17 protein-coding genes and 1 pseudogene are annotated in these 24,867 nt (G+C 62.2%); 11 read left to right on the top strand and 7 right to left on the bottom strand.

The window, feature by feature from the left end:
• Positions 1 to 188 precede the first annotated feature (188 nt).
• On the top strand, positions 189 to 656 hold the full coding sequence (locus DEM27_RS29795; RefSeq protein WP_109461895.1) for an Lrp/AsnC family transcriptional regulator: 468 nt from the start codon (positions 189 to 191) through the stop codon (positions 654 to 656).
• Between the two features lie 97 nt (positions 657 to 753).
• Here DEM27_RS29795 and DEM27_RS29790 read toward each other — a convergent pair whose 3' ends face one another.
• The 3 genes from DEM27_RS29790 to DEM27_RS29780 all read right to left on the bottom strand — a co-directional run bounded on the left by DEM27_RS29790 (position 754) and on the right by DEM27_RS29780 (position 4,166).
• Positions 754 to 1,815, bottom strand: coding sequence for a glycosyltransferase family 4 protein (locus DEM27_RS29790; protein ID WP_109461894.1), 1,062 nt, complete (start codon positions 1,813 to 1,815; stop codon positions 754 to 756).
• Positions 1,816 to 1,895: 80 nt separating this feature from the next.
• A complete protein-coding gene (greA, locus tag DEM27_RS29785) occupies positions 1,896 to 2,372 on the bottom strand; it encodes a transcription elongation factor GreA (RefSeq protein WP_109461893.1) in 477 nt (158 codons plus the stop codon).
• Between the two features lie 207 nt (positions 2,373 to 2,579).
• Positions 2,580 to 4,166: a caspase family protein gene (locus DEM27_RS29780; RefSeq protein ID WP_165823677.1), complete on the bottom strand. Its 1,587-nt coding sequence runs from the start codon at positions 4,164 to 4,166 to the stop codon at positions 2,580 to 2,582.
• A 227-nt stretch (positions 4,167 to 4,393) separates the two neighbouring features.
• Here DEM27_RS29780 and DEM27_RS29775 point away from each other — a divergent pair, with 227 nt between their 5' ends.
• A complete protein-coding gene (locus tag DEM27_RS29775; protein WP_109461891.1) occupies positions 4,394 to 5,626 on the top strand; it encodes a putative DNA modification/repair radical SAM protein in 1,233 nt (410 codons plus the stop codon).
• Complete coding sequence (locus tag DEM27_RS29770; protein WP_109461939.1) at positions 5,626 to 7,104, top strand: UdgX family uracil-DNA binding protein; 1,479 nt, start codon at positions 5,626 to 5,628, stop codon at positions 7,102 to 7,104. Before DEM27_RS29775 ends, DEM27_RS29770 begins: the two co-directional genes overlap by 1 nt.
• Positions 7,105 to 7,310: 206 nt before the next feature.
• Here the strand turns inward: DEM27_RS29770 and carB are convergent, their stop codons facing one another.
• The gene (gene carB / locus DEM27_RS29765) at positions 7,311 to 10,796 is read right to left on the bottom strand and encodes a carbamoyl-phosphate synthase large subunit (protein WP_109461938.1); all 3,486 of its coding nucleotides are present in this window, start codon (positions 10,794 to 10,796) and stop codon (positions 7,311 to 7,313) included.
• A gap of 218 nt (positions 10,797 to 11,014) precedes the next feature.
• Here carB and DEM27_RS29760 point away from each other — a divergent pair, with 218 nt between their 5' ends.
• Both DEM27_RS29760 and ypfJ read left to right on the top strand, forming a co-directional pair.
• The gene (locus tag DEM27_RS29760) at positions 11,015 to 12,088 is read left to right on the top strand and encodes a phosphatase PAP2 family protein (RefSeq protein WP_165823675.1); all 1,074 of its coding nucleotides are present in this window, start codon (positions 11,015 to 11,017) and stop codon (positions 12,086 to 12,088) included.
• A 69-nt stretch (positions 12,089 to 12,157) separates the two neighbouring features.
• Positions 12,158 to 13,060 (top strand): KPN_02809 family neutral zinc metallopeptidase, encoded by a 903-nt coding sequence (ypfJ, locus tag DEM27_RS29755; RefSeq protein ID WP_109461889.1) that lies wholly within the window; start codon positions 12,158 to 12,160, stop codon positions 13,058 to 13,060.
• A gap of 218 nt (positions 13,061 to 13,278) precedes the next feature.
• Here the strand turns inward: ypfJ and DEM27_RS29750 are convergent, their stop codons facing one another.
• Positions 13,279 to 14,271 (bottom strand): aldo/keto reductase, encoded by a 993-nt coding sequence (locus DEM27_RS29750; protein WP_109461888.1) that lies wholly within the window; start codon positions 14,269 to 14,271, stop codon positions 13,279 to 13,281.
• Between the two features lie 115 nt (positions 14,272 to 14,386).
• Here DEM27_RS29750 and DEM27_RS29745 point away from each other — a divergent pair, with 115 nt between their 5' ends.
• The 3 genes from DEM27_RS29745 (at position 14,387) to DEM27_RS29735 (ending at position 18,241) form a co-directional block, all read left to right on the top strand.
• Positions 14,387 to 15,304, top strand: a complete 918-nt coding sequence (locus DEM27_RS29745; RefSeq protein ID WP_109461887.1) for a LysR family transcriptional regulator — start codon at positions 14,387 to 14,389, stop codon at positions 15,302 to 15,304.
• Positions 15,305 to 15,449: 145 nt separating this feature from the next.
• On the top strand, positions 15,450 to 16,697 hold the full coding sequence (locus DEM27_RS29740; protein ID WP_109461886.1) for a TCR/Tet family MFS transporter: 1,248 nt from the start codon (positions 15,450 to 15,452) through the stop codon (positions 16,695 to 16,697).
• 140 nt (positions 16,698 to 16,837) lie between these two features.
• Positions 16,838 to 18,241, top strand: a complete 1,404-nt coding sequence (locus tag DEM27_RS29735; protein ID WP_109461885.1) for an MATE family efflux transporter — start codon at positions 16,838 to 16,840, stop codon at positions 18,239 to 18,241.
• A gap of 37 nt (positions 18,242 to 18,278) precedes the next feature.
• Here DEM27_RS29735 and carA read toward each other — a convergent pair whose 3' ends face one another.
• On the bottom strand, positions 18,279 to 19,484 hold the full coding sequence (gene carA, locus DEM27_RS29730; protein ID WP_109461884.1) for a glutamine-hydrolyzing carbamoyl-phosphate synthase small subunit: 1,206 nt from the start codon (positions 19,482 to 19,484) through the stop codon (positions 18,279 to 18,281).
• A 319-nt stretch (positions 19,485 to 19,803) separates the two neighbouring features.
• Between carA and DEM27_RS29725 the strand changes: the two genes are divergently transcribed.
• From DEM27_RS29725 to DEM27_RS29715, 3 genes and pseudogenes are all read left to right on the top strand, one after another.
• Complete coding sequence (locus DEM27_RS29725) at positions 19,804 to 20,253, top strand: GatB/YqeY domain-containing protein (protein WP_109461883.1); 450 nt, start codon at positions 19,804 to 19,806, stop codon at positions 20,251 to 20,253.
• A 431-nt stretch (positions 20,254 to 20,684) separates the two neighbouring features.
• Positions 20,685 to 22,670, top strand: a complete 1,986-nt coding sequence (dnaG, locus tag DEM27_RS29720; protein ID WP_109461882.1) for a DNA primase — start codon at positions 20,685 to 20,687, stop codon at positions 22,668 to 22,670.
• Between the two features lie 81 nt (positions 22,671 to 22,751).
• Positions 22,752 to 23,231: pseudogene (locus DEM27_RS29715) on the top strand (DEAD/DEAH box helicase); the annotation flags it as partial.
• Positions 23,232 to 23,574: 343 nt separating this feature from the next.
• Here DEM27_RS29715 and DEM27_RS29710 read toward each other — a convergent pair.
• Positions 23,575 to 24,867, bottom strand: a 1,293-nt coding sequence (locus DEM27_RS29710) for an ATP-dependent nuclease (RefSeq protein WP_109461880.1), incomplete at its 5' end; no start/stop codon positions are given.

Here is a 24,867-nt window from a genome sequence, read left to right as displayed (position 1 = left end):
GTGCGGGCGTTGGGACGCCCCTATATGGGGACCCATTTATGATTGCTCCATGCAAATATTCAAGGGCAGCCCTGCGTTAACAACAGAGCAATTGGCATGGCAGTAATATTCAGTCTCCCGAAAGACACATTCTTGCGTATTTCGTGTCTTGCGGTAGAAGGGCAGCGAATGCTGAGAAAGGTTTTTCCGTGCTGCGCGCAGAACTCGACGCCATCGATATCAAGATATTGCGGGAATTGCAGCGGGATGGGCGGATGACCAATGTCGAATTGGCCGACCGCGTCGGCATCTCGGCCCCTCCCTGTCTCCGCCGGGTGCGAAAACTGGAGGAGGCGGGGGTCATCGAGGGCTACCATGCCATGCTCAACGCGCCGAAGCTCGGCTTCGATCTCGTCGCCTTCTGCATGGTCGGCCTCAGGCACCAGTCGGAAGCCAACCTGAAAGCCTTCGCCGCCGCGACCGCCGGCTGGCCGCTGGTGCGTCAGGCCTGGATGGTCTCCGGCGACAGCGATTTCCTGCTGCATTGTGTGGCCGAGAACCTGACCCAGTTCCAGGATTTCGTCATCGAGGTGCTGACGGCCAACGAACATGTCGACACGGTCCGCACCATGCTGACGATCCGCCAGGTCAAGAAGATCGGGCTTGTGGAGATCTGAGCGAGTCGGGCAGGTGACGGGCTGCAAACAGCCTTCTTTTGTCACCCTCGGGTGGGGGATCGCCCGATTGGCTGCAATTGCGCCCCAGCCGAAGCCGTTACCGCGCCGAAAGCAGCCGTTCGTAAACCTGTCCGATGGCGGTCGCCTCGCCCGCGATGCTGAAATTGCGGCAGGCGTGATCCCGGCCGTGGGCTCCGGCCTCCAGGCGGCGGCGGTCGTCGTCCATGAAGATCGCCGTTGCATCGCGCATCGCTGAAAGAGCGTCGGCGGCGATGATCGTGCCGGTCTCCCGTTCGCCCTGCACCACCAGTTCACCGAAGGCGCCGACGTCGGTGGCGATGACGGGCACGGCCGAGGCCATGGCCTCCAGCGGCGTCAGGCCGAACCCTTCCCAGCGCTGCGGCGCGATGAACAGGTCCAGCGCGCGGTACCAGGCGTTGATATTCGTGTGCTCGCCGACGAAGAGGATACGGTCGGCAAGGCCGGCCTTTTTCACGCGGTCCTTCAAGTCGTTCTCGAAGGCGACATGCTGGGCGGTGGCGCGTCCGGCGATCACCGCGATCCAATCCGGGCGTTCGGGCAGGAGGGCGATCATCGTGTCGACGAAGAGATCCGTGCCCTTCTGGCGGCGCACGCGGCCGAAGCAGCCGGCGATATTTTTCGTCGCGTCGAGGCCGAGCGCGGCCTTGGCCGCCGCCCTGTCGGCGGGCGGCGAAAAGCGGTTGGTATCGATGCCGTGCAGGATGGTGGTGCTCTCCACCGTCAGATAGGCCGCCGTCTTCGCACTTGTGGCGATCACGGCGTCCATGCGGCCGATGAGGAATTTCGTCCAGCCGGTGTGGCGGCGCTGCGAGGCGGAGGTGAAGACGATCTTCAGCGGCATGCGCAGGACATCGCGCAAGAACAGGGCCGGCAGCATTTCGATGTTGCGCCGGGCATGCCAGATGCGGCGGGCGCGGCCGGGCGGCCGCGTCCAGAGCCGGAAAAGATCGGCAAAACCGATATGCGGCAAAGAGGCCGGCAGGCCCGGCCCCAGCGTTGCGATCTTCTGGCCGAGCGCGACCTGCACCGGCACCAGCTGGATGATCGTCGACGTCACGCCGGACAGGCGCCGCTTGAAGTTCGGCGCGATGACCTCGATGCCACGGATATCGGTCACGCGCCGCTCCTGTCGCGTTCAGCCTTCGAGCTTGCGCATGTCGTTATCGCAAAACCGCTGCACACTTTTGCGCGACATGCTCAGCCCCAGGAGATGGCAAGGATCTCATAGGCCTTGGAGCCGCCGGGGGCGTTCACTTCGATCGAATCGCCGACTTCCTTGCCGATCAGGGCGCGGGCGATCGGCGAGGAAATGGAGATGCGGCCGGCCTTCACATCGGCTTCCTGGTCGCCGACGATCTGGTAGGTCTTATTCTCTTCCGTGTCTTCGTCGACCAGCTTGACGGTGGCGCCGAACTTGATGGTCGAACCGGACATCTTGCTGAGATCGATGACCTCGGCGCGGGCGATCAGGTCTTCCAGTTCGCCGACGCGGCCTTCGTTGTGGCTCTGGGCTTCCTTGGCGGCATGGTACTCGGCATTTTCGGAGAGGTCGCCATGGGCGCGGGCTTCTGCGATTGCCTCGATGATTCGCGGGCGCTCTTCCTGCTGACGCCAGCGCAGTTCTTCCTGCAGCTTGACGAACCCACCTTGCGTCATCGGTACCTTATCAACCATTTCGCTGTCCTTCGAACCTCATGTCGCCTACCCGGCGACACAAAAAGAAACAGGTTCCGAAGGGGACTTCGGAACCGTGCAATCATCCGTATTGGCGCCCTTATAGCAGATCGCTTGTCATGATTTCCAGAAAATTCGCCGTCTTGTTGCGGACGCGCACGGCAAGTCCTGCCGGGAGGCCGGTTTCCGGACCCTTTCCGATTGGGGTCAATTGTCGCACATGAAGGCCGTCATGCAGTTGTCACGCGAACCGTTGAAGCTCGGAGTTTCGCGGTGACGACGAACGGGACGGACCTCTTCTTCAACGACGACAGGGCGCCGGCGCGCCTGCGACACTTCCGCATCCTCGCGCACCACTCGTCGCTTGGTTGTCTGCGTCGGCTTTGATTTCGTTTCCACACATTGTCCTTTCTTCGAAAGGACTTGGCCGGCAGCACAGGTTTTGGCGACGCAGACACCATCGCGCAGTTCCTCGCGGACGCTACAGACCGGCGCACAAACCTTGCCGGTGGTCGATTTGAGAAGGTCGAGCGATTCCTGGGAGGGCGTCCCTGTATCGATCGATTTTTTTGTTTCCCGACCAAAGCGCTCCAGTGCTTTTTGCGATTGCGGACCCCAGATGCCATCCGCCTTGCCAAAGGCGCAGCCGACGCGGCGCAACTCCTCCTGCAAGCCGCGCGTGAGGGCGACCATGTCTTCGGCCGGTTTGTCCTGTGTTGGCTTTTCATCAGCAACGGCCGCGTTTGCGGTGTCGTTATCGGGTGTCGAAATGGTAGGTACGTCCACCTTCGGGTCCAGTGCCGCGATTTCTATCTGCTGTGTGTCGACCGGCTTTTGTGTCTGTGTCTCGGCGACGGGTTCGGTTTTCGGTTGGCGAAGCGTATCCAGACGTGCTTGCGCGATTGCCGCGAAGGCGCACGAACCAAACTGACGCAGATGGTCTTCAAAAAGCGCCGAATTGTTCTGGTTTTCGATGGCGGCCCAATGTTGGGCCGCATCGCGGCAGGGGTCATTGATGATTGTCACCGGCGCGACGGCCGGTTTTTCCACGACCGCGACCGGTTCCTTCAGATAAATGCTCACGCCGGGTAACCGGCCATATTCGAATGGCGTCTGCCGTCCGTCCGTCTTGGCCTGCACCGCGTCGGCTACCTTGCGGAACAGCAGGCTAAGCTCGAGGCCAGGTTGTTCGATATGGGCCAGCAACGCTTCCGTATAGGGGCTATGCTTGCCATCACCGTCGAGCGCAGTCGTGCCTGCGGCAGCGGCGTAACTCACCAGTACCCCCGGATTGGTCTCCACCTTCGCCAAGCCCCGGCTGATCGAGCGGGTGGCTTTTGTCGGTTTCATGCTGTTGGCGAAGGGATTGTCGCGACAGGCGTCCAGAAGCACCAGTTTCAGCGCCTTGGCGCCCTCGATCGCCAGCATCACATGGTCGAGGGAGACGGTTTCGAACTGGACGCGGTTGTCGGATTTCAACCTGGCATCGGTGGGTATCAGGTAGTTCTTGCCGTTCATTTCCATGCCGTGGCCGGCATAATACACCACCGCCAGATCGGCATCGCGGACCGCGTCGCTGAAGTCGGCAAGGGTCTGTTCCATGGCAGACTTGCCGAGGTCTTGTTGTAGCGTCACGGTAAAATCGAGCCTGGCAAGCGCATCGGCCATGGCGCGGGAATCATTTGCGGGATTGGGAAGGCGGGCGACTTGATTGTAGTTCGAATTGCCGATGACCAATGCCACCCGTTTTTCAGCCTGCGCCATCCCAAATGATAGCAGCAGCCAGGCAAACACCAAGGCTGCCAACCGGATTAAAGGGGACGAAGGCAGTCGTTGCATATCGGTAACCGGCCTCATGGTTTGCCTCTGGCCGCTCGATCGTACAGGAAGTTCGACAATCGGCAACGACCTCAAGTCAAACACGAGCGAGCCGGCTCAGATATTCGTTTGGTGTCGTCTTGTTTCGGTCGAGATCTGGCGGATATTGACTACGGTTTAAAGAACATATAGTGAACATATCAATGAAGAAGTCGCTGAAAGAACGCCTGGCGGTCCTGTCGGATGCCGCAAAATACGATGCATCGTGCGCCTCCAGCGGCACGGCCAAGCGGGATTCGTCCAAATCGGGCGGGTTGGGTTCGACGGAAGGGGCGGGCATCTGCCATGCCTATGCCCCGGATGGCCGGTGCATCTCGCTTCTGAAAATCCTGCTCACCAACTTCTGCATCTATGACTGCGCCTATTGCATCAACCGTTCGTCCAGCAATGTCGAGCGGGCCCGGTTTTCGGTGGAGGAAGTCGTCTGGCTGACGCTGGAGTTCTATCGGCGCAACTATATCGAGGGGCTGTTTCTCTCCTCGGGCATCATCCGCTCCTCCGATCACACGATGGAGCAGATGGTGCGCGTGGCGCGGGAGTTGCGCACGGTCCATAATTTCCGCGGCTATATCCATTTGAAGACGATTCCAGAAGCGTCGCCGCAGCTGATCGAGGAGGCGGGGCTGTATGCCGACCGGTTGTCGATCAATATCGAGCTGCCGACGGATACAGGCATCACGCGGTTCGCGCCGGAAAAGCGCCCCGCCAATATCCGCCGCTCGATGGGCGAGCTGCGCCTCAAGATCGAGGCGGCCGGCGAGCCGACGCTGCAGACGAAGAAACGCAAGCGTTTCGTTCCGGCCGGCCAAAGCACGCAGATGATCGTCGGTGCCGATGGGGCAGACGATGCCGCCATTCTCGGCACCAGCGCCAGGCTCTATGGCAGCTACGATCTGAAACGGGTCTATTATTCCGCCTTCAGCCCGATCCCGGATTCATCGAAGAACCTGCCGCTGATCAAGCCGCCGCTGATGCGCGAGCATCGGCTGTACCAGGCGGACTGGCTGTATCGTTTTTATGGTTTCAGCGTGCCGGAAATTGTCGAAGGCCGACCGGGCGGCATGCTCGACCTCGATCTCGACCCGAAACTCGCCTGGGCTCTGGCCAACCGCCAGCACTTTCCCGTCGACATCAACCGGGCCGACCGCGAGATGCTACTGCGGGTGCCGGGGCTTGGCACAAAGGCGGTAAAATCGATCCTGTCGAGCCGGATTCACCGCCGCTTGCGGTTGGAGGATGTGAAACGTCTTGGTGTTTCGATCCGCAAGGTGCAGCCGTTCGTCACGGCCGAGGGCTGGTCGCCGCGCCGGCTTGCCGAGCGCGCCGACCTGCGCAGCCTGTTCGAACCGAAACCGCAGCAATTGTCGTTGTTATGATCCATCGTGCCGTACTGAAGGGCAGGGGAGATTTCGCCGAGTGGCGACACCGGGCGCGGGCGTTCCTGATCGCCGGCATCGAACCGCAGGCCATCGACTGGCAGGACGCGTCGATGGAGGCAGGGCTGTTCGGATCGGAAGAAACGCCGCTGCCGCCGCCGGCGGAAGGAAATGCGATCCCTGTGCCGGCGGCCTTCATCGATCTGGCGACGGCCGTCGTCTGCCATTCCGATCCGGGCCGTTTCGACCTTCTTTACCGGCTGCTCTGGCGGTTGGCGCGGGAGCGGGAGTTGCTGCAGGTACGGGCGGATGAGGAGGTTGCCCGGGCGCGGCTGATGGAAAAATCGGTTCGCCGCGACAGCCACAAGATGACGGCCTTCGTGCGGTTTCGCGAAATCGCCTTGCCGGCGGCGGCACGGCGCAGCTTCGTTGCCTGGTTCGAACCGGACCATCATATCGTCGCCCGCACGGCGCCTTTCTTCCAGCGCCGTTTCAACGACATGGATTGGGTCATCGCCACGCCGCGGGGCACGGCCGCCTGGGACGGCGATCGCCTGACGCTGTCCGACGAGCCGGCAGTAAAGCCTGAGATCAGCGACGATGCCGATGAACTTTGGCGGACCTATTACGCCAACATCTTCAACCCGGCACGGCTGAAGGTGAAGGCGATGCAGGCCGAGATGCCGAAAAAATACTGGAAGAACCTGCCGGAAGCCAGCCTCATTCCCGGTCTGATCGCCGATGCCGAGGCCCGGGTGCTTGCCATGGCCAAACGGCAGGCGAGCGAACCGCTTGCCTTTCACGACCGGCTGCAGGCGGCGGCGCGGGCTGCTCCCATCGAGCCCTTGCCGCCGGCTGGCACCTTGGAGGCTTTGCGCACGGAGGCCAGAGGCTGCACGCGCTGCCCGCTGCATTGCAAGGCGACGCAGACGGTCTTCGGGGAGGGGCCGGAGAATGCCGCGGTGATGTTTGTCGGCGAGCAGCCGGGCGACCAGGAGGATCTTGCCGGGCGTCCGTTCATCGGTCCGGCGGGCAAGGTGTTCGATGCGGCCATAACCGAGGCAGGCCTCGACCGGCGCCGGCTCTACGTCACCAACGCCGTCAAGCATTTCAAATACGAGCCGCGCGGCAAGCGCCGCATCCACCAGAAGCCGAACATGGGCGAGGTGCAGCAGTGCCGCTGGTGGCTGGCCCGGGAGATCGACCTGATCAGGCCGAAGCTGGTGGTCGCGCTGGGAGCGACGGCTTATGCGGCGCTGACCGACGGCAGGGAAAAGCTGGGAGATGTCAGGGGAAGGGCGATGACACTGGACACGAACCGTTTGCTGTTCGTCACGGTGCATCCGTCCTATCTGCTGCGGATTCCGGATGCCCGGAAAAGCCAGGACGAGAACCGGCGCTTTGTCGCCGATCTCGCGGTGGTCGGCGATCTGATGAGGGGGCTTGCCTCCTCGCAGGAAAAATCGATGGCCGGCTAAATTTTCCGGAACTCTTGGCGCACTTCCCGGTTTTGACCTGAGGAGGAGTAGGTCATGAGTATCATACAGTATTTCGGACTGTTCGATTTCATGCTTGTCGCCACCCTGGGCGCGCTTTTCGTCGCCAGCCTGCTGGACGAAGCATGAGCGCAAAAAAGAAGCGGCGCCCGTGGGCGCCGCTGGCATGATGGTGGTGTCGTGCCGGCTCAGAAGTAGCTCTGCAGCGGGCGAACTTCCAGGTTGCCGGCCTTCAGGGCCTTGATCGCCTGGGCGGCAGCCTCGGCGCCGGCCATCGTCGTGTAATACGGCACCTTCTGCATCAGCGTGGCGCGGCGCAACGACTTGGAGTCGGAAATCGCCTTGGTGCCGTCCGTGGTGTTGATCACCAGCTGGACCTGGCGGTTGCGGATGGCGTCCTCGATGTGCGGCCGGCCTTCCAGCACCTTGTTGACCTTGGTGGCGGCAATGCCCTGTTCGGCAAGGAAGCGCGCCGTGCCGCCGGTCGCCAGAACCTTGAAGCCGATTTCGGTAAGCAGGCGGATTGCCGGCAGTACCCGTTCCTTGTCCTCGTCGCGCACCGAGACAAACACCGTACCTTCACGCGGCAGTTCGACGCCGGCACCGAGCTGCGACTTGGCGAATGCCAGGGCAAAATCGGTGTCGAGGCCGATGACTTCGCCGGTCGAGCGCATTTCCGGCCCGAGCAGGATATCGACGCCCGGGAAGCGGGCGAAGGGGAAGACGGCTTCCTTGACGGCGATGTGTTTCAGCGCCCGCGGATCGGGCTTTTCGCCGTAGGCGGAAATCGCCTGGTCGAGCGTTTCGCCGGCCATGACGCGGGCGGCGATCTTGGCGATCGGCGCGCCGATGGTCTTGGCGACGAAAGGCACGGTGCGCGAGGCGCGCGGATTGACTTCCAGCACGTAGATGACGCCGTCCTTGATGGCGTACTGCACGTTCATCAGGCCGCCGACGTTGAGCGCCTTGGCAAGCGCCGTCGTCTGGCGTTCCAGTTCGTCGACGATCTCCTTGGAGAGCGACCGCACCGGCAGCGAGCAGGCCGAGTCGCCGGAATGGATGCCGGCTTCTTCAATGTGCTCCATGATGCCCGAGACGAAAACGTCCTTGCCGTCGCACAGCGCGTCGACGTCCACCTCGATGGCGTTGCTCAGGTAGCTGTCGAACAGCAGCGGGTTCTTGCCGAGCAAGGTGTTGATCTGGCCGGTCTTGTCGTTCGGGTAGCGCTGCTTGATATCTTCCGGCACGAGGCCCGGAACGGTGTCGAGCAGGTAGCTCTGCAGCTGGCTTTCCGAATGGATGATCTGCATCGCCCGGCCGCCGAGCACGTAGGACGGGCGCACCACCAGCGGGAAGCCGATTTCGCCGGCGACGAGGCGGGCCTGCTCCACCGAATAGGCGATGCCGTTGTTCGGCTGGGCGAGGTCGAGCTTCATCAGCAGTTTCTGGAAGCGGTCGCGGTCTTCGGCGAGGTCGATGGCGTCGGGCGCGGTGCCGAGGATCGGGATGCCGTTCTTTTCCAGCGCTTCGGCCAGCTTCAGCGGCGTCTGGCCGCCGAACTGCACGATGACGCCGACCAGTTCGCCCTTCTCCTGTTCGGCACGCATGATCTCGATCACGTCTTCGGCCGTCAGCGGTTCGAAATAGAGGCGGTCGGAGGTGTCGTAGTCGGTCGAGACGGTTTCCGGGTTGCAGTTGATCATAATCGCTTCATAGCCGGCATCCTTCAGCGCGAAGGCGGCATGGCAGCAGCAATAATCGAATTCGATGCCCTGGCCGATGCGGTTCGGGCCGCCGCCGAGGATGACGACCTTCTTGCGGTCGGAAACCTCAGCTTCCGAACGGGCGGCGCCGACGAACGGCGTCTCGTAGGTCGAATACATATAGGCGGTCGGCGAGGCGAATTCGGCGGCGCAGGTGTCGATGCGCTTGAAGACCGGGCGGACGTTCAGCCGATTGCGCAGTTCGGCGACTTCCTTCGGGCGCTTGGCCGTCAGACTGGCGAGGCGGGCGTCGGAAAAACCCATGGCCTTCAGCATGCGCAGGTTGTCGGCATCCTGCGGCAGGCCGTGCTCGCGGATGCGCGCTTCCATGTCGACGATCGCTTTGAATTGGGCGATGAACCACGGGTCGATCTTGCAGCCCTCGTGGACTTCGGCTTCGCTCATGCCCATGCGCAGCGCCTGGGCGACCATGCGCAGGCGGTCCGGCGTCGGGGTGCCGATGGCGGCGCGGATGGCGTTGCGGTTGTCGCTGCCTTGCTCCAGGCCGGGGATCTCGATTTCATCGAGGCCGGTGAGGCCGGTTTCGAGGCCGCGCAGCGCCTTCTGCAGCGATTCCGCGAAGGTGCGGCCGATCGCCATGACTTCGCCGACCGACTTCATCGCCGTGGTCAGGACCGGCGAGGCGCCCGGGAACTTTTCGAAGGCGAAGCGCGGGATCTTGGTGACGACGTAATCGATGGACGGCTCGAAGGAGGCGGGCGTGGCGCCGCCGGTGATGTCGTTTTCCAGCTCGTCGAGCGTGTAGCCGATGGCGAGCTTGGCGGCGACCTTGGCGATCGGGAAGCCGGTGGCCTTGGACGCCAGCGCCGAAGAGCGCGAGACGCGCGGGTTCATCTCGATGACGACGAGACGGCCGTTCGCCGGGTTGACGGCGAACTGCACGTTCGAGCCGCCGGTCTCGACGCCGATCTCGCGCAGCACCGCGATCGAGGCGTTGCGCATGATCTGGTATTCCTTGTCCGTCAGCGTCAGGGCCGGCGCGACGGTGATCGAATCGCCGGTATGGACGCCCATCGGATCGATGTTTTCGATCGAGCAGATGATGATGCAATTGTCCGCCTTGTCGCGGACGACCTCCATTTCATATTCCTTCCAGCCGAGCACCGATTCTTCGATCAGCACTTCCGTGGTCGGCGAGGCGTCGAGGCCGCTGTTGACGATCTCGAAGAATTCCGAGCGGTTGTAGGCGATGCCGCCGCCGGTGCCGCCGAGCGTGAAGGACGGGCGAATGATCGCCGGCAGGCCGATCACGTCGAGCGCCTGCGCGCCGACCGCCATGGCATGGCTCATGTAGCGCTGCTTGCGGTCGGTCTCGCCGAGGTTCCACTGGTTTTCGAGCGCGTCCAGCGCCTTGTCCAGCTCGGCGCCGGAAAGCTGCGCCTTCAGCTTGGCGCGTTCCGCTTCGTGGGTCTTGCGGTCGGCGTCCTTGATATCGGTGGCGTTCGCCAGCATCGAGCGCGGCGTTTCCAGCCCGATGCGGGCCATGGCCTCGCGGAACAGGGCGCGGTCTTCGGCCATGTCGATGGCGGCCGGCTTGGCGCCGATCATCTCGACATTGTAACGCTCCAGCACGCCCATGCGCTTCAGCGACAGGGCGGTGTTCAGCGCCGTCTGGCCGCCCATGGTCGGCAGCAGCGCGTCCGGCCGCTCCTTGGCGATGATCTTGGCGACGACTTCCGGGGTGATCGGCTCGACATAGGTGGCGTCGGCCAGTCCCGGATCGGTCATGATCGTCGCCGGGTTGGAGTTGACGAGGATGACGCGATAGCCTTCCTCCTTCAGCGCCTTGCACGCCTGGGTGCCGGAATAGTCGAACTCGCATGCCTGGCCGATAACGATCGGCCCGGCGCCGATGATAAGGATCGATTTGATATCTTGGCGCTTCGGCATCGTGTCATCCATTCATTCGCGTGCGCGAAAAACCGGCCTCGGTGTTGGGATCACCGGCCGGGTCGCGCGTTTAACATCTTTAAAGGCTAGAAGCGGCTTATAGGCAAATGTCGGGGAGAACGGAACCCCATAAATGCAGTTTCCTCAACAAGAGGCGGGATTGGAGATCACGGTCAGCGGCGGCCGAGATCGCGATTTTTCCCGCCCGGTGGCCTGCCGTGACGTTTCTTGGCGAGATGTCGCCGGTTCCTGCGCATTTTCCGGAAGAGAGCGGGCGGTTTTGCCGTTTTTTTACCGGTTGGCCTGTCTTATGGCGCAAGGATCACGATGGATCCGTTGAGGTGCGCATGACATCCGTACAGCCACGCCTGTTGCTCTTCTCCATGACCCTGCTTGCCTATGGCCTCGTTTTTACTCTGGCGCGCGCCGTGGGAATTGCCGTGGATTATGCCTCGATCCTCAAGTTCTGCGCGATTCTCGTTCCCGTTTTCGGCGCGGCGATCGCCTATAGCGCGTTTCGCCGCATGGAGCCGATGCGCGTGGCGCTCGAATGCATCCTGTGCGGCCTGCTGTTGACCGTGCCCGTCGGCCTGTGCACCTATCTCGCGATGGGCGCGAACTTTCCGCTAGCGGACGAGCGGCTGGTGCGCATGGATGCGGCGCTCGGCTTCGACTGGCGCGGCTTCATCCGTTTCGTCGATGCGTTTCCCCTTCTGGCGGAAGGCCTTGCCCAGGCCTACCAGAGCTTTGCGCTGCAACTGCTTGGTATCCCTGTTCTGCTGGCCGCCTTCGGCCGTTACACCCGCTGCTACGCGATGGTGCTGGGCTATGGTCTGATATGCTTTGTGTCGAGCCTGATTTCCGTCTGGTATCCGGCGCTCGGCGCCTACAGCGTTTATGGGGTTGCGCCGCAATCGCTTGACCATATCAATGTCTATTTCGGGTTTGCTTTTCTCGAGCAGTTCCATGCTGTCCGCAGCGATCCGGATTTCGTCTTTTCCTTTGCGCGGATGATGGGGATCGTGACCTTTCCTTCGGTTCATGCCGCCGTCGCGCTCCTCTGCGCCTGGGCGATGTGGGATATCCGCCTCCTTCGTTATCCGTTCCTCGTCCTCAACACGATGATGGCGGTTTCGGCGGTTTCCCATGCCAGTCACTATCTGGTGGACGTCATCGCCGGCATCGGGATCGCGTCGGTGACGATCTCCAGCGTTTGCTTCTTGTGCAATCTGCGTGTGCGGGAACCTGTTTCCACCTCCACCGCAGGAATGGCTTTATTAAACAAGAGCTGAAGGAACGCATTTGAAGTTTCGCTCGTTCTTTGCTTAACATCCGGGAGACAATAACGGGAGTTTAGGACCATGGAATGGAAAGGCCGCCGCCAGTCGGACAATATCGAGGACCGGCGCACGTCGGCTCCCGGCTCTCCGGGTGGCAACCCGTTCGGACGCGGCGGCATGCGCATTCCCATCGGCGGCCGTTCGGGCGGCGGGCTCGGCATCGGATCGATCGCGCTCATCCTCGTCGTCTGCTGGTTCCTCGGCATCAATCCGATGACACTGCTAGACGACGGCGGCGGCAGCAACTTCCAGACGGAAAACACCCAGCAGCGTTCCACGCCGCAGAACGACGAGATGACCGCCTTCGTCCGCACCGTGCTCGCCGAGACGGAAGACACCTGGACCGGCATCTTCAAGGCGAGCGGCGAGAGCTACGAGCAGCCGAAACTTGTGCTTTTCAGCGGCCAGACCAATTCCGCCTGCGGCTTTGCATCGGCGGCAACGGGACCCTTCTATTGCCCCGGTGACCGCAAGGTCTATCTCGACACCGACTTCTTCCAGCAGCTCGACCGCCAGTTCGGCGCATCCGGCGATTTTGCCGAGGCTTACGTCATCGCCCACGAAGTCGGCCATCACGTGCAGAACCTGATCGGCGTGCTGCCGAAGTTCAACCAGATGCGCCAGACGATGTCGGAGGTCGAGGCCAACAAGATGTCGGTGCGCGTCGAGCTGCAGGCCGATTGTTTTGCCGGCGTCTGGGGCAAGTTCACCCAGCAGAAGGGCATTCTCGAAGCGGGCGATCTGGAAGAGGCGCTGAATGCCGCCCAGCAGATCGGCGACGATACGCTGCAGAAGCGCAGCCAGGGTTACGTCGTGCCCGACAGTTTTAACCACGGCACCTCCGCCCAACGGGTCAAATGGTTCAAGCGCGGTTTCCAGAGCGGCGACATGAAGTCCTGCAATACGTTCGCGGGGGATGTCTGAGGCGAGTTTTTGTGGCCCTCGCTGCCATACCGGTCGCAGCTGGCCGTCACCCTAACCCACTCCCGCAGGCCGGGAGAGGGGACTTGCCTCACAAAGCGTCGAGTGTGGCAGAAGGGTGCGGCATATTCCCTTCTCCCCGCTTGCGGGGAGAAGGTGCCGGCAGGCGGATGAGGGCAGCCGCAACCGGCATGGTGGCGAGTGCAGGTGCCGAACGCTCCTCACTTCTCGCTGTCGAGATGTGCCATTTGCGCTTGCGCATAGCGGCCGCCGGCAGCGGCATCCTTCGGCACGGCCGCTTCGATCCTCGCCAGATCTTCTGCCGTCAGATGCACGTCGAGTGCGCCCAGCGCCTCGTCCAGCCGGTCGCGGCGACGGGCGCCGACCAGCGGGATGATGTCGTCGCCCTGGGCCGCCACCCAGGCGATGGCGATCTGGGCGACGCTGACGCCTCTTGCCTCGGCAATGGCGCGCAGCGCGTCAACGAGCGCGAGGTTCTTCTCGACGTTGCCCTCCTGAAAACGCGGGCTGACGGCGCGGAAATCGCCCTGCTGGACGGCACCCTTCTGCCAGTGGCCGCTGATCAGGCCACGTGACAGGACGCCGTAGGCGGTGATCGAGATGCCGAGTTCGCGGCAGGCGGGCAGGATGCGATCTTCCAGGCCCCGCGAGATCAGCGAATATTCGATCTGCAGGTCTGAGATCGGATGCACGGCGGCGGCGCGGCGGATGGTATCGGCGCCGACTTCGGACAGGCCGATATGGCGGACATAACCGGCCTTGACCATGTCGGCGATGGCGCCGACCGTGTCCTCGATCGGCACGTTCGGATCGAGCCGCGCCGGGCGGTAGATATCGATGTAGTCGACGCCCAGGCGCTGCAGCGTATAGGAGAGGAAGGTCTTGACGGCGGCCGGCCGGCCGTCGAAGCCGATCCAGGCGGCGGAGGGATCGCGCAGCGCGCCGAACTTGACGCTGATCAGCGTTTCCTCGCGCCGCCGGCCTTTCAGCGCTTCGCCGATCAGCATCTCGTTGTGGCCCATGCCGTAGAAATCGCCGGTGTCGAGCAGGTTGACGCCGGCATCGAGCGCGGCGTGGATCGTCGCGATGCTTTCGGCGCGATCCGAAGGGCCGTACATGCCGGACATGCCCATGCAGCCAAGACCGAGTGCCGAAACCTGCGTGCCGGTCTTTCCAAGGGGAAGCATCTTCATCGTCTTACTCCTGTTGTGCCGCTTCGGAAGCAGCGGCTCCGGCAGGGGTTTTACGCCGCGAGATGCTGTGCGATAATCCGTTTCTTTCAATACAGCTTGTTTGGAATTTCGAACAATGACCGACCTGCCGCTTGCCGATCTCGATGCTTTCGTGGCTGTTGCCGGCGAACGCAGCTTTCGCGCAGCGGCGCGAAAGCGCGGCGTTTCTCCGTCTTCGCTCAGCGAAGCGCTGCGACGGCTGGAAGAACGGCTTGGCGTACGCCTGCTCAACCGCACGACACGCAGCGTGACGGCGACGGAGGCCGGCGAACGCCTGCTGGAGCGCCTGAGCCCTGCGATGACCGATATCCAGGGCGCGCTGGATGCGATCAGCGACGTCGCCGATCGCCCGACCGGGCGGCTGCGGCTGAACGTGCCGACCATTGCCGCCATGACCTTCCTGTCCGATACGGTCAACCGCTTCCTCAGGCTGCATCCCGGCATCCTGCTGGAGGTGATCGCCGACGACAGTTTTATCGATGTGCTGGCCAAGGGTTTCGATGCGGGCGTGCGATATGACGAGCGATTGGAGCGCGACATGATCGCCGTACCGATCGGCCCGCGCCGGCAGCGGTTCGTCACGGCGGCGTCGCCGGCCTATATCGAGGCGCATGGTCGGCCGGAGCACCCGCGCGATCTTCTCGATCATCGCTGCGTCGTCCATCGTTTCAGCAGCGGTGCCATGCCGCAATGGGAATATGAACGGGATGGCGAAGTGATCACGCTGCAGCCGACGGCGCGTTTTATCTGCAACACGATGGCGCTGCAGGTCGGCGCGGCCGTCGCCGGCCTCGGCATCGTCACGACCTTCGAGGACTTCCTGCGTCCCGCCCTCGAAAACGGCTCACTGGTGCCTTTGCTGGAAGACTGGCTGCCGCCGTTTTCCGGGCCGTTCCTCTATTATTCCAGCCATCGCCATGTGCCGCCGCCCTTGCGGGCCTTCATCGATTTCCTGCGGGCGGAACAGCGTCGGGCAGCCAATGCGGTTGTTTGATCCCTGAATGTTCCGCGATCCATCAAAGTTTCACAATTCACGGATCAAAAACATTGAGATGTTCACGTATTGTTTCCGTTTGCTTTCTGCTGTATTCAGCTTCGCCGGTTGATTTTTTGCGTGCAGCGGACTGGGAGGAGAAGCCATGATCGATCCAGCCTTGGCCCGCCGGGGGCTGTTTCTCGTCTTCGTCATCCTGTTTCTCGACGTTATCGGCATCGCCATCATCATCCCCGTGTTGCCGGCCTATCTGGAGGAACTGACCGGCGGCACGGTCAGCGAGGCGGCGGTGGATGGCGGCTGGTTGCTGCTCGTCTATGCCGGCATGCAGTTCCTGTTTGCGCCGCTGATCGGCAATCTCAGCGACCGTTTTGGCCGGCGGCCGGTGCTGCTTGCCTCGGTGCTGACCTTTGCCGTCGACAATCTCATCTGTGCGTTGGCCGTCAGCTACTGGATGCTGTTTGTCGGGCGGGTGCTGGCCGGCATCAGCGGCGCCAGTTTTGCCACCTGTTCCGCCTTCATCGCCGATGTCAGCACCGATGAAAACCGCTCGAAGAATTTCGGGCTGATCGGCATCGCCTTCGGCTCGGGTTTCGTGCTCGGGCCGGTGCTCGGCGGCGTTCTCGGCGAATTCGGGCCTCGCGTGCCGTTTTATGGCGCGGCGCTGATCGCCTTCGCCAATTTTGCCGTCGCCTATTTCCTGCTGCCGGAAACGCTTGCGCCCGCCAACCGGCGGCCGTTCGAACTGTTGCGGGCCAATCCGCTCGGCGCGCTGCAGCAGATGCGCAACTATCCCGGCATCGGCTGGATCGGCTTCGTCGCCTTTCTCTACTGGCTGGCGCATGCGGTCTATCCGTCCGTCTGGCCGTTCGTCTCCGCCTATCGTTACGGCTGGAGCGAGGGGCAGATCGGCCTGTCGCTCGGCGTCTTCGGCATATGCGGCGCCCTGGTGATGGTCTTTATATTGCCGCGCCTCGTGACGCGGTTCGGCGACTGGCGCGTTGCGGTCATCGGCCTGTCGTTCAGCTGTCTGGCGCTGGCGGGCTACGCGATCGCCTGGCAGGGATGGATGGTCTATGCGGTGATCGTGCTGACCACGTTGGAAGGCGTGGCCGATCCGGTCCTGCGCAGCATCGCGTCGGCCAAGGTGCCACCCTCGGCGCAAGGCGAACTGCAGGGCGCCATGACCAGCATCAACAGCATCACCACGGTCATCGGCCCGGTGATCTTCACCCAGCTGTTTGGCTTTTTCAGCGCGCCGTCTTCACCCGTCGTTTTTGCCGGCATGCCTTATGCTGCGGCTTCGTTTTTCCTGTTCGTCGCGCTGGTCGCCTTCGTCGGGCGGGTGCGCGGCACAGCAGGTGCCGGGGGCAATCCGGTTGCTGCTCATTGATTCATCACGTTTTGTGATGATTTGATGAAATAAAGGGCAATCCACGGAATGTGACTGGCGCATCGCGCCCGTGTCATCTAAGGCCGACCGAGGCGAATCGCGGCTTGCCGACACTCAAGAACAAGACTGGTAGACATCAAATGTCGACGACCATTGAAATTCCGACGACCGTTGCCGACAGCGGCGACAACAGCTGGCGCGGCCATATCCGCGCGACGCTGACGCTCGGCGTGCCGCTGATCGGCGCCCAGCTGGCGCAGCTCGGTATCCATACCACCGACGTGGTGATCCTCGGCCAGCTTGGCGCGCAGACGCTGGCGGCGATGGTGCTGGCCGGCCAGTTCCTGTTCACGGCGCTGATCTTCGGTTCCGGTTTTTCCATCGCCGTCATGCCGATGGTGGCGCAGGCCTATGGCCGCGGCGATGCGACCTCGGTGCGCCGCTCGTTGCGCATGGGCCTGTGGGTGGCGATCGTCTATTGGGTGCTGGCGCAGCCGCTGTTCTGGAATGCCGAGGCGATCCTGCTTGCCTTCGGCCAGAAGCCGGATGTTGCAGCCCTTGCCGGCAATTACGTGCTGATCGCCGAGTTCGGCATCCTGCCGGCCTTGCTCTATAATGTCTTCCGGGCACTGGTCAGCGCCATCGGCAAGGCGAGTGTGATCCTGTCGGTGACCATCGCCATGCTGGCGCTCAACGCCCTCTTTGCCTATGCGCTGGTGCTCGGCCATTTCGGCCTGCCGGCGCTCGGCATGACGGGTGCCGCCATCGTTTCGGTCGCCGTGCAGTTTGCCGGCCTGCTGTTTCTCATCGCTTATGTCGAGAGCATCGAGCAGACGCGCAAATACGAACTCTTCGTGCGCTTCTGGCGGCCGGACTGGAAAGCCTTCTTCGAGGTGGTGCATCTCGGCCTGCCGATCGGCATCACTGTTCTGGCCGAAGTCAGCCTGTTCACCGTCGCCTCGCTGCTCATGGGGCAGATCGGCACGTTGCAACTCGCAGCCCACGGCATCGCCCTCCAGCTTGCCTCGATCAGCTTCATGGTGCCGCTCGGCCTGTCGCAGGCCGCGACGGTGCGGGTCGGCATCGCCCACGGGCGCGGCGATCTCGACGGGCTGATCCGCGCCTCGATCACGGTCATGGCGATCGCGACGCTGGTTGCCGTGTTTTGCGGCCTGCTGCTCTTTTTCTGGCCGACCTATTTCGGCAGCTGGTTCATCGATGTCGATTCGGCCGATGCTGTCGCCGTGCTGGGTTTTGCCGGGCCGTTCATCGTCGTTGCCGGCATCTTCCAGCTGATGGACGGGTTGCAGGCGATTGCCAGCGGCCTTTTGCGCGGCCTCAAGGATGCGCGCGTGCCGATGATCCTGGCGCTGATCTCCTACTGGCCGATCGGCTTCCTGCTCGCCTGGGTCCTGGCCTTTCCGTTCGGCATGGGCGGCATCGGCATCTGGATCGGCTTCCTCATCGGCCTCTGCGCCGCGTCCGTGCTGCTCTGCGGCCGCTTCTATCTGCTGGTCCGGCGCCAAAAAGAAATGGCCCGCTGAAAAGCGGGCCATGGCAAAATCTCGATCGTGAAACCTATCAGCGTTCGGCCAGCGCCGGTTCGCCCTTCTTCTCGCGCACCAGATTGACGAAGCGGCGGAAGAGGTAGTGGCTGTCCTGCGGGCCGGGCGAGGCTTCCGGGTGGTGCTGCACCGAGAAGACCGGCTTGCCGACGAGGCGCAGGCCGCAATTCGAACCGTCGAACAGCGAGATATGGGTTTCCTCGACACCCTCCGGCAGCGAATCGGAATCGACGGCAAAACCGTGGTTCATCGAGACGATCTCGACCTTGCCCGTCGTGTGATCCTTGACCGGATGGTTGGCGCCGTGGTGGCCTTGATGCATCTTCGAGGTCTTGGCGCCGACGGCGAGGCCGAGCATCTGGTGGCCGAGGCAGATGCCGAACAGCGGGATTTCGGTCTTGATCAGGTCCTGGATGACCGGCACGGCATAATCGCCGGTGGCGGCCGGATCGCCCGGGCCGTTCGACAGGAAGACGCCATCCGGCTTCAGTGCTAGGATGTCTTCAGTGCCGGTGTTTGCCGGAACGACGGTAACCTTGCAGTCAAGGCCGGTGAACAGCCGCAGAATGTTGCGCTTCACGCCGAAATCGACGGCGACGATGTGGTATTTCGCATCCGCCGCGTCGAGCGTGCCGTGGCCTTCGTTCCAGACCCACGGCTTTTCCGTCCACTGCGACGACTGGCCGGAGCTTGCTACCTTGGCGAGGTCGAGGCCTTCCAGCCCGCTCCAGGCCCTGGCTTCCGCCTTCAGCGCCTCGATGTCGAAGACGCCTGAGGGATCGTGGGCGATGACGGCATTGGGCATGCCGTTCTCGCGGATCCAGGCGGTCAGCGCCCGCGTGTCGATGCCGCAGAGGCCGATGATGCCGCGCGCCTTCAGCCAGGCGTCGAGGTGTTTGACGGCGCGGTAGTTCGAGGGCTCGGTGATGTCGGCCTTGAAGATGACGCCGACGGCGCCGTGGCGGGCGGCGGGCGTCAGGTCTTCGATATCGTCTTCGTTGGTGCCGACATTGCCGATATGCGGGAAGGTGAAGGTGACGATCTGGCCGAGATAGGAGGGATCGGTGAGGATTTCTTCATAGCCGGTCAGCGCCGTGTTGAAGCAGACTTCCGCCTGCACCTTGCCGGTGGCGCCGATGCCGGTGCCTTCGATCACGGTTCCATCGGCGAGCACCAGCATGGCGGTCGGCTTGCTTGTCGTCCAGGGGGCGGTAGCGGTCATCTTCGTCCTTTCCGGCCACGCGAAAGGTCGGATCTTGAAAGATCGGCGCCTTCGGGCCACATATGTCGCAGACAAGGGCGCGCGAAAAGATCGCGTTTGACGGCCCTGATGTCGATTTTCGTGCAGGTGCCGACCAATAGCCAAAGCGAACCCAAGGGTCAATCGCTTGGGCGCGAATTATGCGGATTTAAAGGCCGGGCGGCGGTTGCCGCCGCATCGGCGTTGAAGCCCGCCGCGCCTTTGGTTATGACAGCCTTCCGAAATGCGTCAAAAAGCCGTCGATCATCGCCCGGCAACGCTTTCCGCAGGAGACAAGAACATGCGCGACCAACTCGCCAACGCTTTGAAGGACGCCCTGAAGGCGAAGGATACCATCCGGCTCTCGACCGTGCGGCTGATCCAGGCGGCCATCAAGGACCGCGACATCGCCCACCGGACGGCCGGCAAGGATGCCGTATCCGACGACGAGATCATGCAGATTCTCGCCAAGATGATCAAGCAGCGCGAGGAATCGGCCAAGATCTACGATGAAAACGCCCGCGCCGAGCTGGCTGCCCAGGAGCGCGCCGAAATCGAGGTGATCAAGGCCTTCATGCCGACCCAGCTTTCCGACGACGAGGTGCGGCAGGCCTGCTCGCAGGCGATCGCCGATACCGGAGCGCAAGGGTTGCGCGACATGGGCAAGACGATTTCCGCCCTCAAGGAGCGTTATGCCGGCCAGATGGATTTCGGCAAGGCATCGGGCATCGTCAAGGATCTGTTGAAATAAGCAGCCTTCCAGGCTGAAGACAGAAAAGGCCAGGCTGAAAACAGAAAAGGCAGGAGCCGAGGCTCCTGCCTTTCTGCGCTTTGCCCGGCTCTTTGTGTTACGTTCAGCGGAGGCTGTACCAAGAGCAGCAAAGGCACCGGAGAGGATTGCGGGGGTGGGGGGTCCTCGTCCGGAACTGGGTCGAGATCAATGGCGGTCACGGAAAGGCGGGTTCAACACGTGGCCGTTTGCTCTCGATCGATATGGGAAGCTTAGTGCTCGTTGCCCGGCCTGACAAATTACAAATCTGTAACTTTCCCCCGGAACCGCCGCATCGGCATGCGCGATTTTGACGCAAGCCTTTCGCAGGGCCCAATATGGCGCTTGTGAATTACGGGCGTTCCTCCGCCCAGCCTATGGCAGGTGCGGGCCAATGGCCCTATAACGGGACGATGCGCTTTTCACCCTCCTTCCTCGAAGAGATCCGCGACCGCGTGCCGATATCTGCCGTTATCGGCCGGCGTGTCACGTGGGATCGCAAGAAGACCAATGTCTCGCGGGGCGACTATTGGGCCTGCTGCCCGTTCCACGGCGAAAAATCGCCGAGCTTCCACTGCGAAGACCGCAAGGGTCGCTACCATTGTTTCGGCTGCGGCGTTTCCGGCGACCATTTCCGCTTCCTGACCGATCTCGAAGGCCTGAATTTTCCGGAAGCCGTGCAGCAGATCGCCGACATGGCCGGCATTCCCATGCCGCAGCCGGACGTGCAGGCGGAAAAGCGCGAGAAGGAACGCGCCACGCTGCTCGACGTCATGGAAATGGCGACGCAATTTTTCCAGGACCAGTTGCAGAGCGCCAACGGTGCGCGTGCCCGCGCCTATCTGCGCGACCGCGGCCTGACGGGACGCACCATCGAGACCTTCCGGCTGGGTTTTGCGCCGGACAGCCGCAATGCGCTCAAGGAGCACCTGGCGACAAAGGGCGTGCTGAAGGAGCAGATGGAGGCGTGCGGCCTCGTCGTCCACGAAAACGTGCCGGTGTCCTACGACCGGTTCCGCGACCGCATCATGTTCCCCATCCTGTCGTCGCGGGAAAAGGTGATCGCCTTCGGCGGCCGTGCCATGTCGCCGGATGCGCCGGCGAAATACCTGAACTCCAACGAGACAGAGCTGTTCCACAAGGGCAGCGTGCTCTACAATTTCACCCGCGCCCGCCGCGCGGCGCAAGGCGCCGGCGGCGCCGAGACGATCATCGCCGTCGAAGGTTATATGGATGTGATCGCGCTGCATCAGGCGGGTATCGAAAATGCCGTTGCACCGCTCGGCACGGCGCTCACCGAAAACCAGCTCGACCTGCTCTGGAAGATGACGCCGGAACCGGTGCTGTGCTTCGATGGCGACGGTGCGGGCATCCGCGCCGCCAACCGCGCCGTCGACCTGGCGCTGCCGCAGCTCAAGCCCGGCCGCTCGGTGCGGTTTGCGCTGCTGCCCGACGGCAAGGACCCGGACGACCTCGTCAAACACGAGGGCAGGGCGCCGTTTGACCGGGTGATGGCGCAAGCCAAGCCGCTGGCCGACATGCTCTGGAGCCGCGAGGCCGGCGGCGGCAGTTTCGACACGCCGGAAAAGCGCGCCGAACTCGAAGCGCGGCTGCGGCAGATCGTTGCCGTCATCGCCGACGAAAGCGTGCGCCGCCACTACGGGCAGGATATTCGCGAGCGGCTGAACGGTTTCTTCCAGCCGCAAGCGAAACAGGGCGGCGGGCGGCGCGATTTCAACCGTGACCGCCGCGGCGGCGGCAACGACCGTTTTGCGCCGCAGGGGCCGCGTGCCGCCGGCGCCGGCTCGATTTCCGACCGGCTGATCCGCTCCGGCCTCGTCAAGGGGCATCACGACCAGCCGACATTGCGCGAAAGCGCGCTGGCGCTGACCATCGTCAACCATCCCGAGCTGCTGCAGCAGGAATATGACGAGATCGCCGCCATCGATTATGACAACCGCGACCTGCAGCGCCTGTGGTCGGCGGTGCTGAGCGCCACGGCGGCGGCCGGCACCCGGCTTTCCCGCGAACTCTTGATCGAAAAGCTGGAGGAGCAGGGGTTTGCCGCTCTCCTGAAACTTCTCGACCAGCAGATCCGCAACGCCCGGCTCTGGACCGCGACGGAGCAGGCGGCCCACGAGGATGCCGGCGATATGTTCCGCCAGGCCTTGGCGCTGCACAAGCGCGCCAAGGCGCTGCGCTGGCAGAAGATCGAGCTGGAGCGCGAGATCGCCGCGGCGGCCGAGGCGGAAGATGCCGAAGGCATCGATGCGCTGATGCGGGCGCTGCAGGAAATCCAGCAGGAGATCCTGCGCATGGAAAACCAGGATGCCATCATCGACGGTTTTGGCGTGCTCTCCGGCCGCGTCAAGGGCAGTGCCGGCTCAAGCGCTGGTTGATATTTGTTCACGTTTTGGACTTGATTTCTGGCGTCGGAAGGATAACGATGACGCGATCGATGCAATGGCGGAAGGGGCGCAATGACAAGGCTGGCCAGTAAAACCGAACCGCGGTTTTCGGACGCGCTCTTTAATGCGCAAGGCAAGCCGCTGGATGTCCTGAAACAGGTCTACGGCTATTCCGCCTTTCGCGGCAAGCAGCAGCAGGTGGTGGAGCATGTGGTCGCCGGTCGCGATGCCGTGGTGCTGTTTCCGACTGGTGCCGGCAAATCCTTGTGTTTCCAGGTGCCGGCCTTGTGCCGCAAGGGTGTGGGTATCGTCGTTTCGCCGCTGATTGCCCTGATGCGCGATCAGGTGGAGGCGTTGAAGCAGCTGGGTGTCAGGGCCGCGGCGCTGAATTCCTCGCTGTCGCGCGACGAATTTTTCGCCGTGCGCGATGCCATTTCTTCGGGCACTCTCGATCTGCTCTACGTGACGCCGGAGCGCATCGTCACCGACGGTTTCCGCGAGCTGATCGGCAAGGCGGATATCGCACTTTTCGCCATCGACGAAGCCCATTGTTTTCCCGTATTCACGGTTTCGGGCCTAAAACAAAAGGTATCAGCAACTCATTGACTCTGCAACTCTATCGGCTGGATGGGTGCCATTTTGATGGTGGGGTTCTCATCTCCAGAGCATCCGCCGACTAGGCGGATACCGCTTCGTGTATACGCGCCGTTCGGACAGCGACCGCAAGAGTCTGGCAGTCCGTTCGGCTCGTATACGAATGAATCCGGGCTTTAGCCCGTCCGCTTCATCTCGCAAAGCGAGATGCCTGGCTTTAGCTTTGAGAGCGGTGACGCAATCGTCAAGGCGATGATAGCAACAAGCCTAGCCAGTACGAAGCCGAGATGTTGGGGGAAACTCATCCGACCGTCTCAACCAGCTTTTCCAACTCAGCGAGCGTTGACCATTCAATGCAGCCGTCCGGCAATTTGGAGTTATGATCCACCAACGCTTTGAACAGCTCGGTCACTGTTTTCTTTCGGTCGAGATCGCCCTGAAGCGATCTTACGGCCGCGTAGGGCTTTTCGCCGGTGAGTTCAGTGTCGAAGAATGCGGCTTCGAAGTGTATCCGTGAAGCGACGAGGCGAACTGTTTTGGCGACAAGCTGCTTTTCAACCGCCGCTAGGATGTTCCCGTTCGTCGTCCACGCCGGGTTGACTATTTCTGTTTCTTTGCCAGTCTTTTTATTTGTTCTTTTTGTTGTCGGCCTGTCTGTATCGTGAAGAATTGAATACGACGCGCCGAACTGGTTCAGGATTTTTGCCAGCGAGGCGATTGTTGCTTTACCTCGGGCTCTGATGACATGGATGTCGGAGAACGATTTGTCCTCGTCCATGATGAGACGGAATGCCGAATATTCGGTATCTCCCTCAACCAGGATTACCCGACCGCCGAAAAAGAATTCACCAACGTAGGGGTCATAGAGATTCAGAAGTTTCAGGTTGGCCTTATCGTCGGGACTGAGCTGAGCCGTTTCCGGTCGATACAACGTTGTCCCTACAATTTCGCCCTTGGCCTGTCGCTCGACGCGAACAACAGATGTGTTGTCGCGGGATAAGTCGATGAAGACTGGCGAATGGGTAGTCACCATCACCTGCCATCCCTCTTTTGAGGCTAGATCGTAAAGAACTTTACACGCGTCTCGGATCGCATTCGGATGCAGGCACAGTTCAGGCTCATCTATAAGAAGGACGTTCGCTTTCTTTTGATCCGTGGCGCTGTCTTTCAGAAGCTTCAGGGTAGCCCAGAGCATCGTCCGTCGAGCGCCGCTGCCTTGAGACTCCAGATCGGACATATGTCCGCCTTTGTGACCCATTGTAAGCTTGCCACCATCCGGGAAAAGCTTGAGCGCTGAGTCCGACGCTTCGGCGGATTGAATGTACTCGACAACGTGGCCTATGAAGATCGTCGATACGATCTCATTGAGGGTTTTTTGCGCCTCTTCGATCTTTCCTTTGTTATGTTCCAGAGCAAGCTCCTGGAAATCTTTTATATCGTCCAGAATTTTATTGTAGAGCTTGACCCCATCCTCGACCTTCCATAGCGCGCTCATGGCGACGACCGTATCCGTCGCGGCCTGCGAGACCCCGGTGATGTGCAGGTCGTAAAACTTGCGCCTCAGATGCGCCCAGCAGCCTGCGAGTTGGATCGT

The sequence above is a fragment of the Rhizobium album genome, assembly GCF_003122325.1.
GTDB lineage: Bacteria > Pseudomonadota > Alphaproteobacteria > Rhizobiales > Rhizobiaceae > Metarhizobium > Metarhizobium album.
Note: the sequence above shows the minus strand (reverse complement) of the source record. Positions and strands in the feature narration are given on the sequence as shown.

Excerpts from the sequence above, each read along its gene's own strand:
- DEM27_RS29775 (WP_109461891.1), top strand. The coding sequence starts at position 4,394 with ATGAAGAAGTCGCTGAAAGAACGCCTGGCGGTCCTGTCGGATGCCGCA.
- dnaG (WP_109461882.1), top strand. The coding sequence starts at position 20,685 with ATGCGCTTTTCACCCTCCTTCCTCGAAGAGATCCGCGACCGCGTGCCG.
- DEM27_RS29750 (WP_109461888.1), bottom strand. The coding sequence starts at position 14,271 with ATGAAGATGCTTCCCCTTGGAAAGACCGGCACGCAGGTTTCGGCACTC.
- carA (WP_109461884.1), bottom strand. The coding sequence starts at position 19,484 with ATGACCGCTACCGCCCCCTGGACGACAAGCAAGCCGACCGCCATGCTG.
- DEM27_RS29745 (WP_109461887.1), top strand. The coding sequence starts at position 14,387 with ATGACCGACCTGCCGCTTGCCGATCTCGATGCTTTCGTGGCTGTTGCC.
- DEM27_RS29735 (WP_109461885.1), top strand. The coding sequence starts at position 16,838 with ATGTCGACGACCATTGAAATTCCGACGACCGTTGCCGACAGCGGCGAC.
- ypfJ (WP_109461889.1), top strand. The coding sequence starts at position 12,158 with ATGGAATGGAAAGGCCGCCGCCAGTCGGACAATATCGAGGACCGGCGC.
- DEM27_RS29740 (WP_109461886.1), top strand. The coding sequence starts at position 15,450 with ATGATCGATCCAGCCTTGGCCCGCCGGGGGCTGTTTCTCGTCTTCGTC.
- DEM27_RS29725 (WP_109461883.1), top strand. The coding sequence starts at position 19,804 with ATGCGCGACCAACTCGCCAACGCTTTGAAGGACGCCCTGAAGGCGAAG.
- carB (WP_109461938.1), bottom strand. The coding sequence starts at position 10,796 with ATGCCGAAGCGCCAAGATATCAAATCGATCCTTATCATCGGCGCCGGG.
- greA (WP_109461893.1), bottom strand. The coding sequence starts at position 2,372 with ATGGTTGATAAGGTACCGATGACGCAAGGTGGGTTCGTCAAGCTGCAG.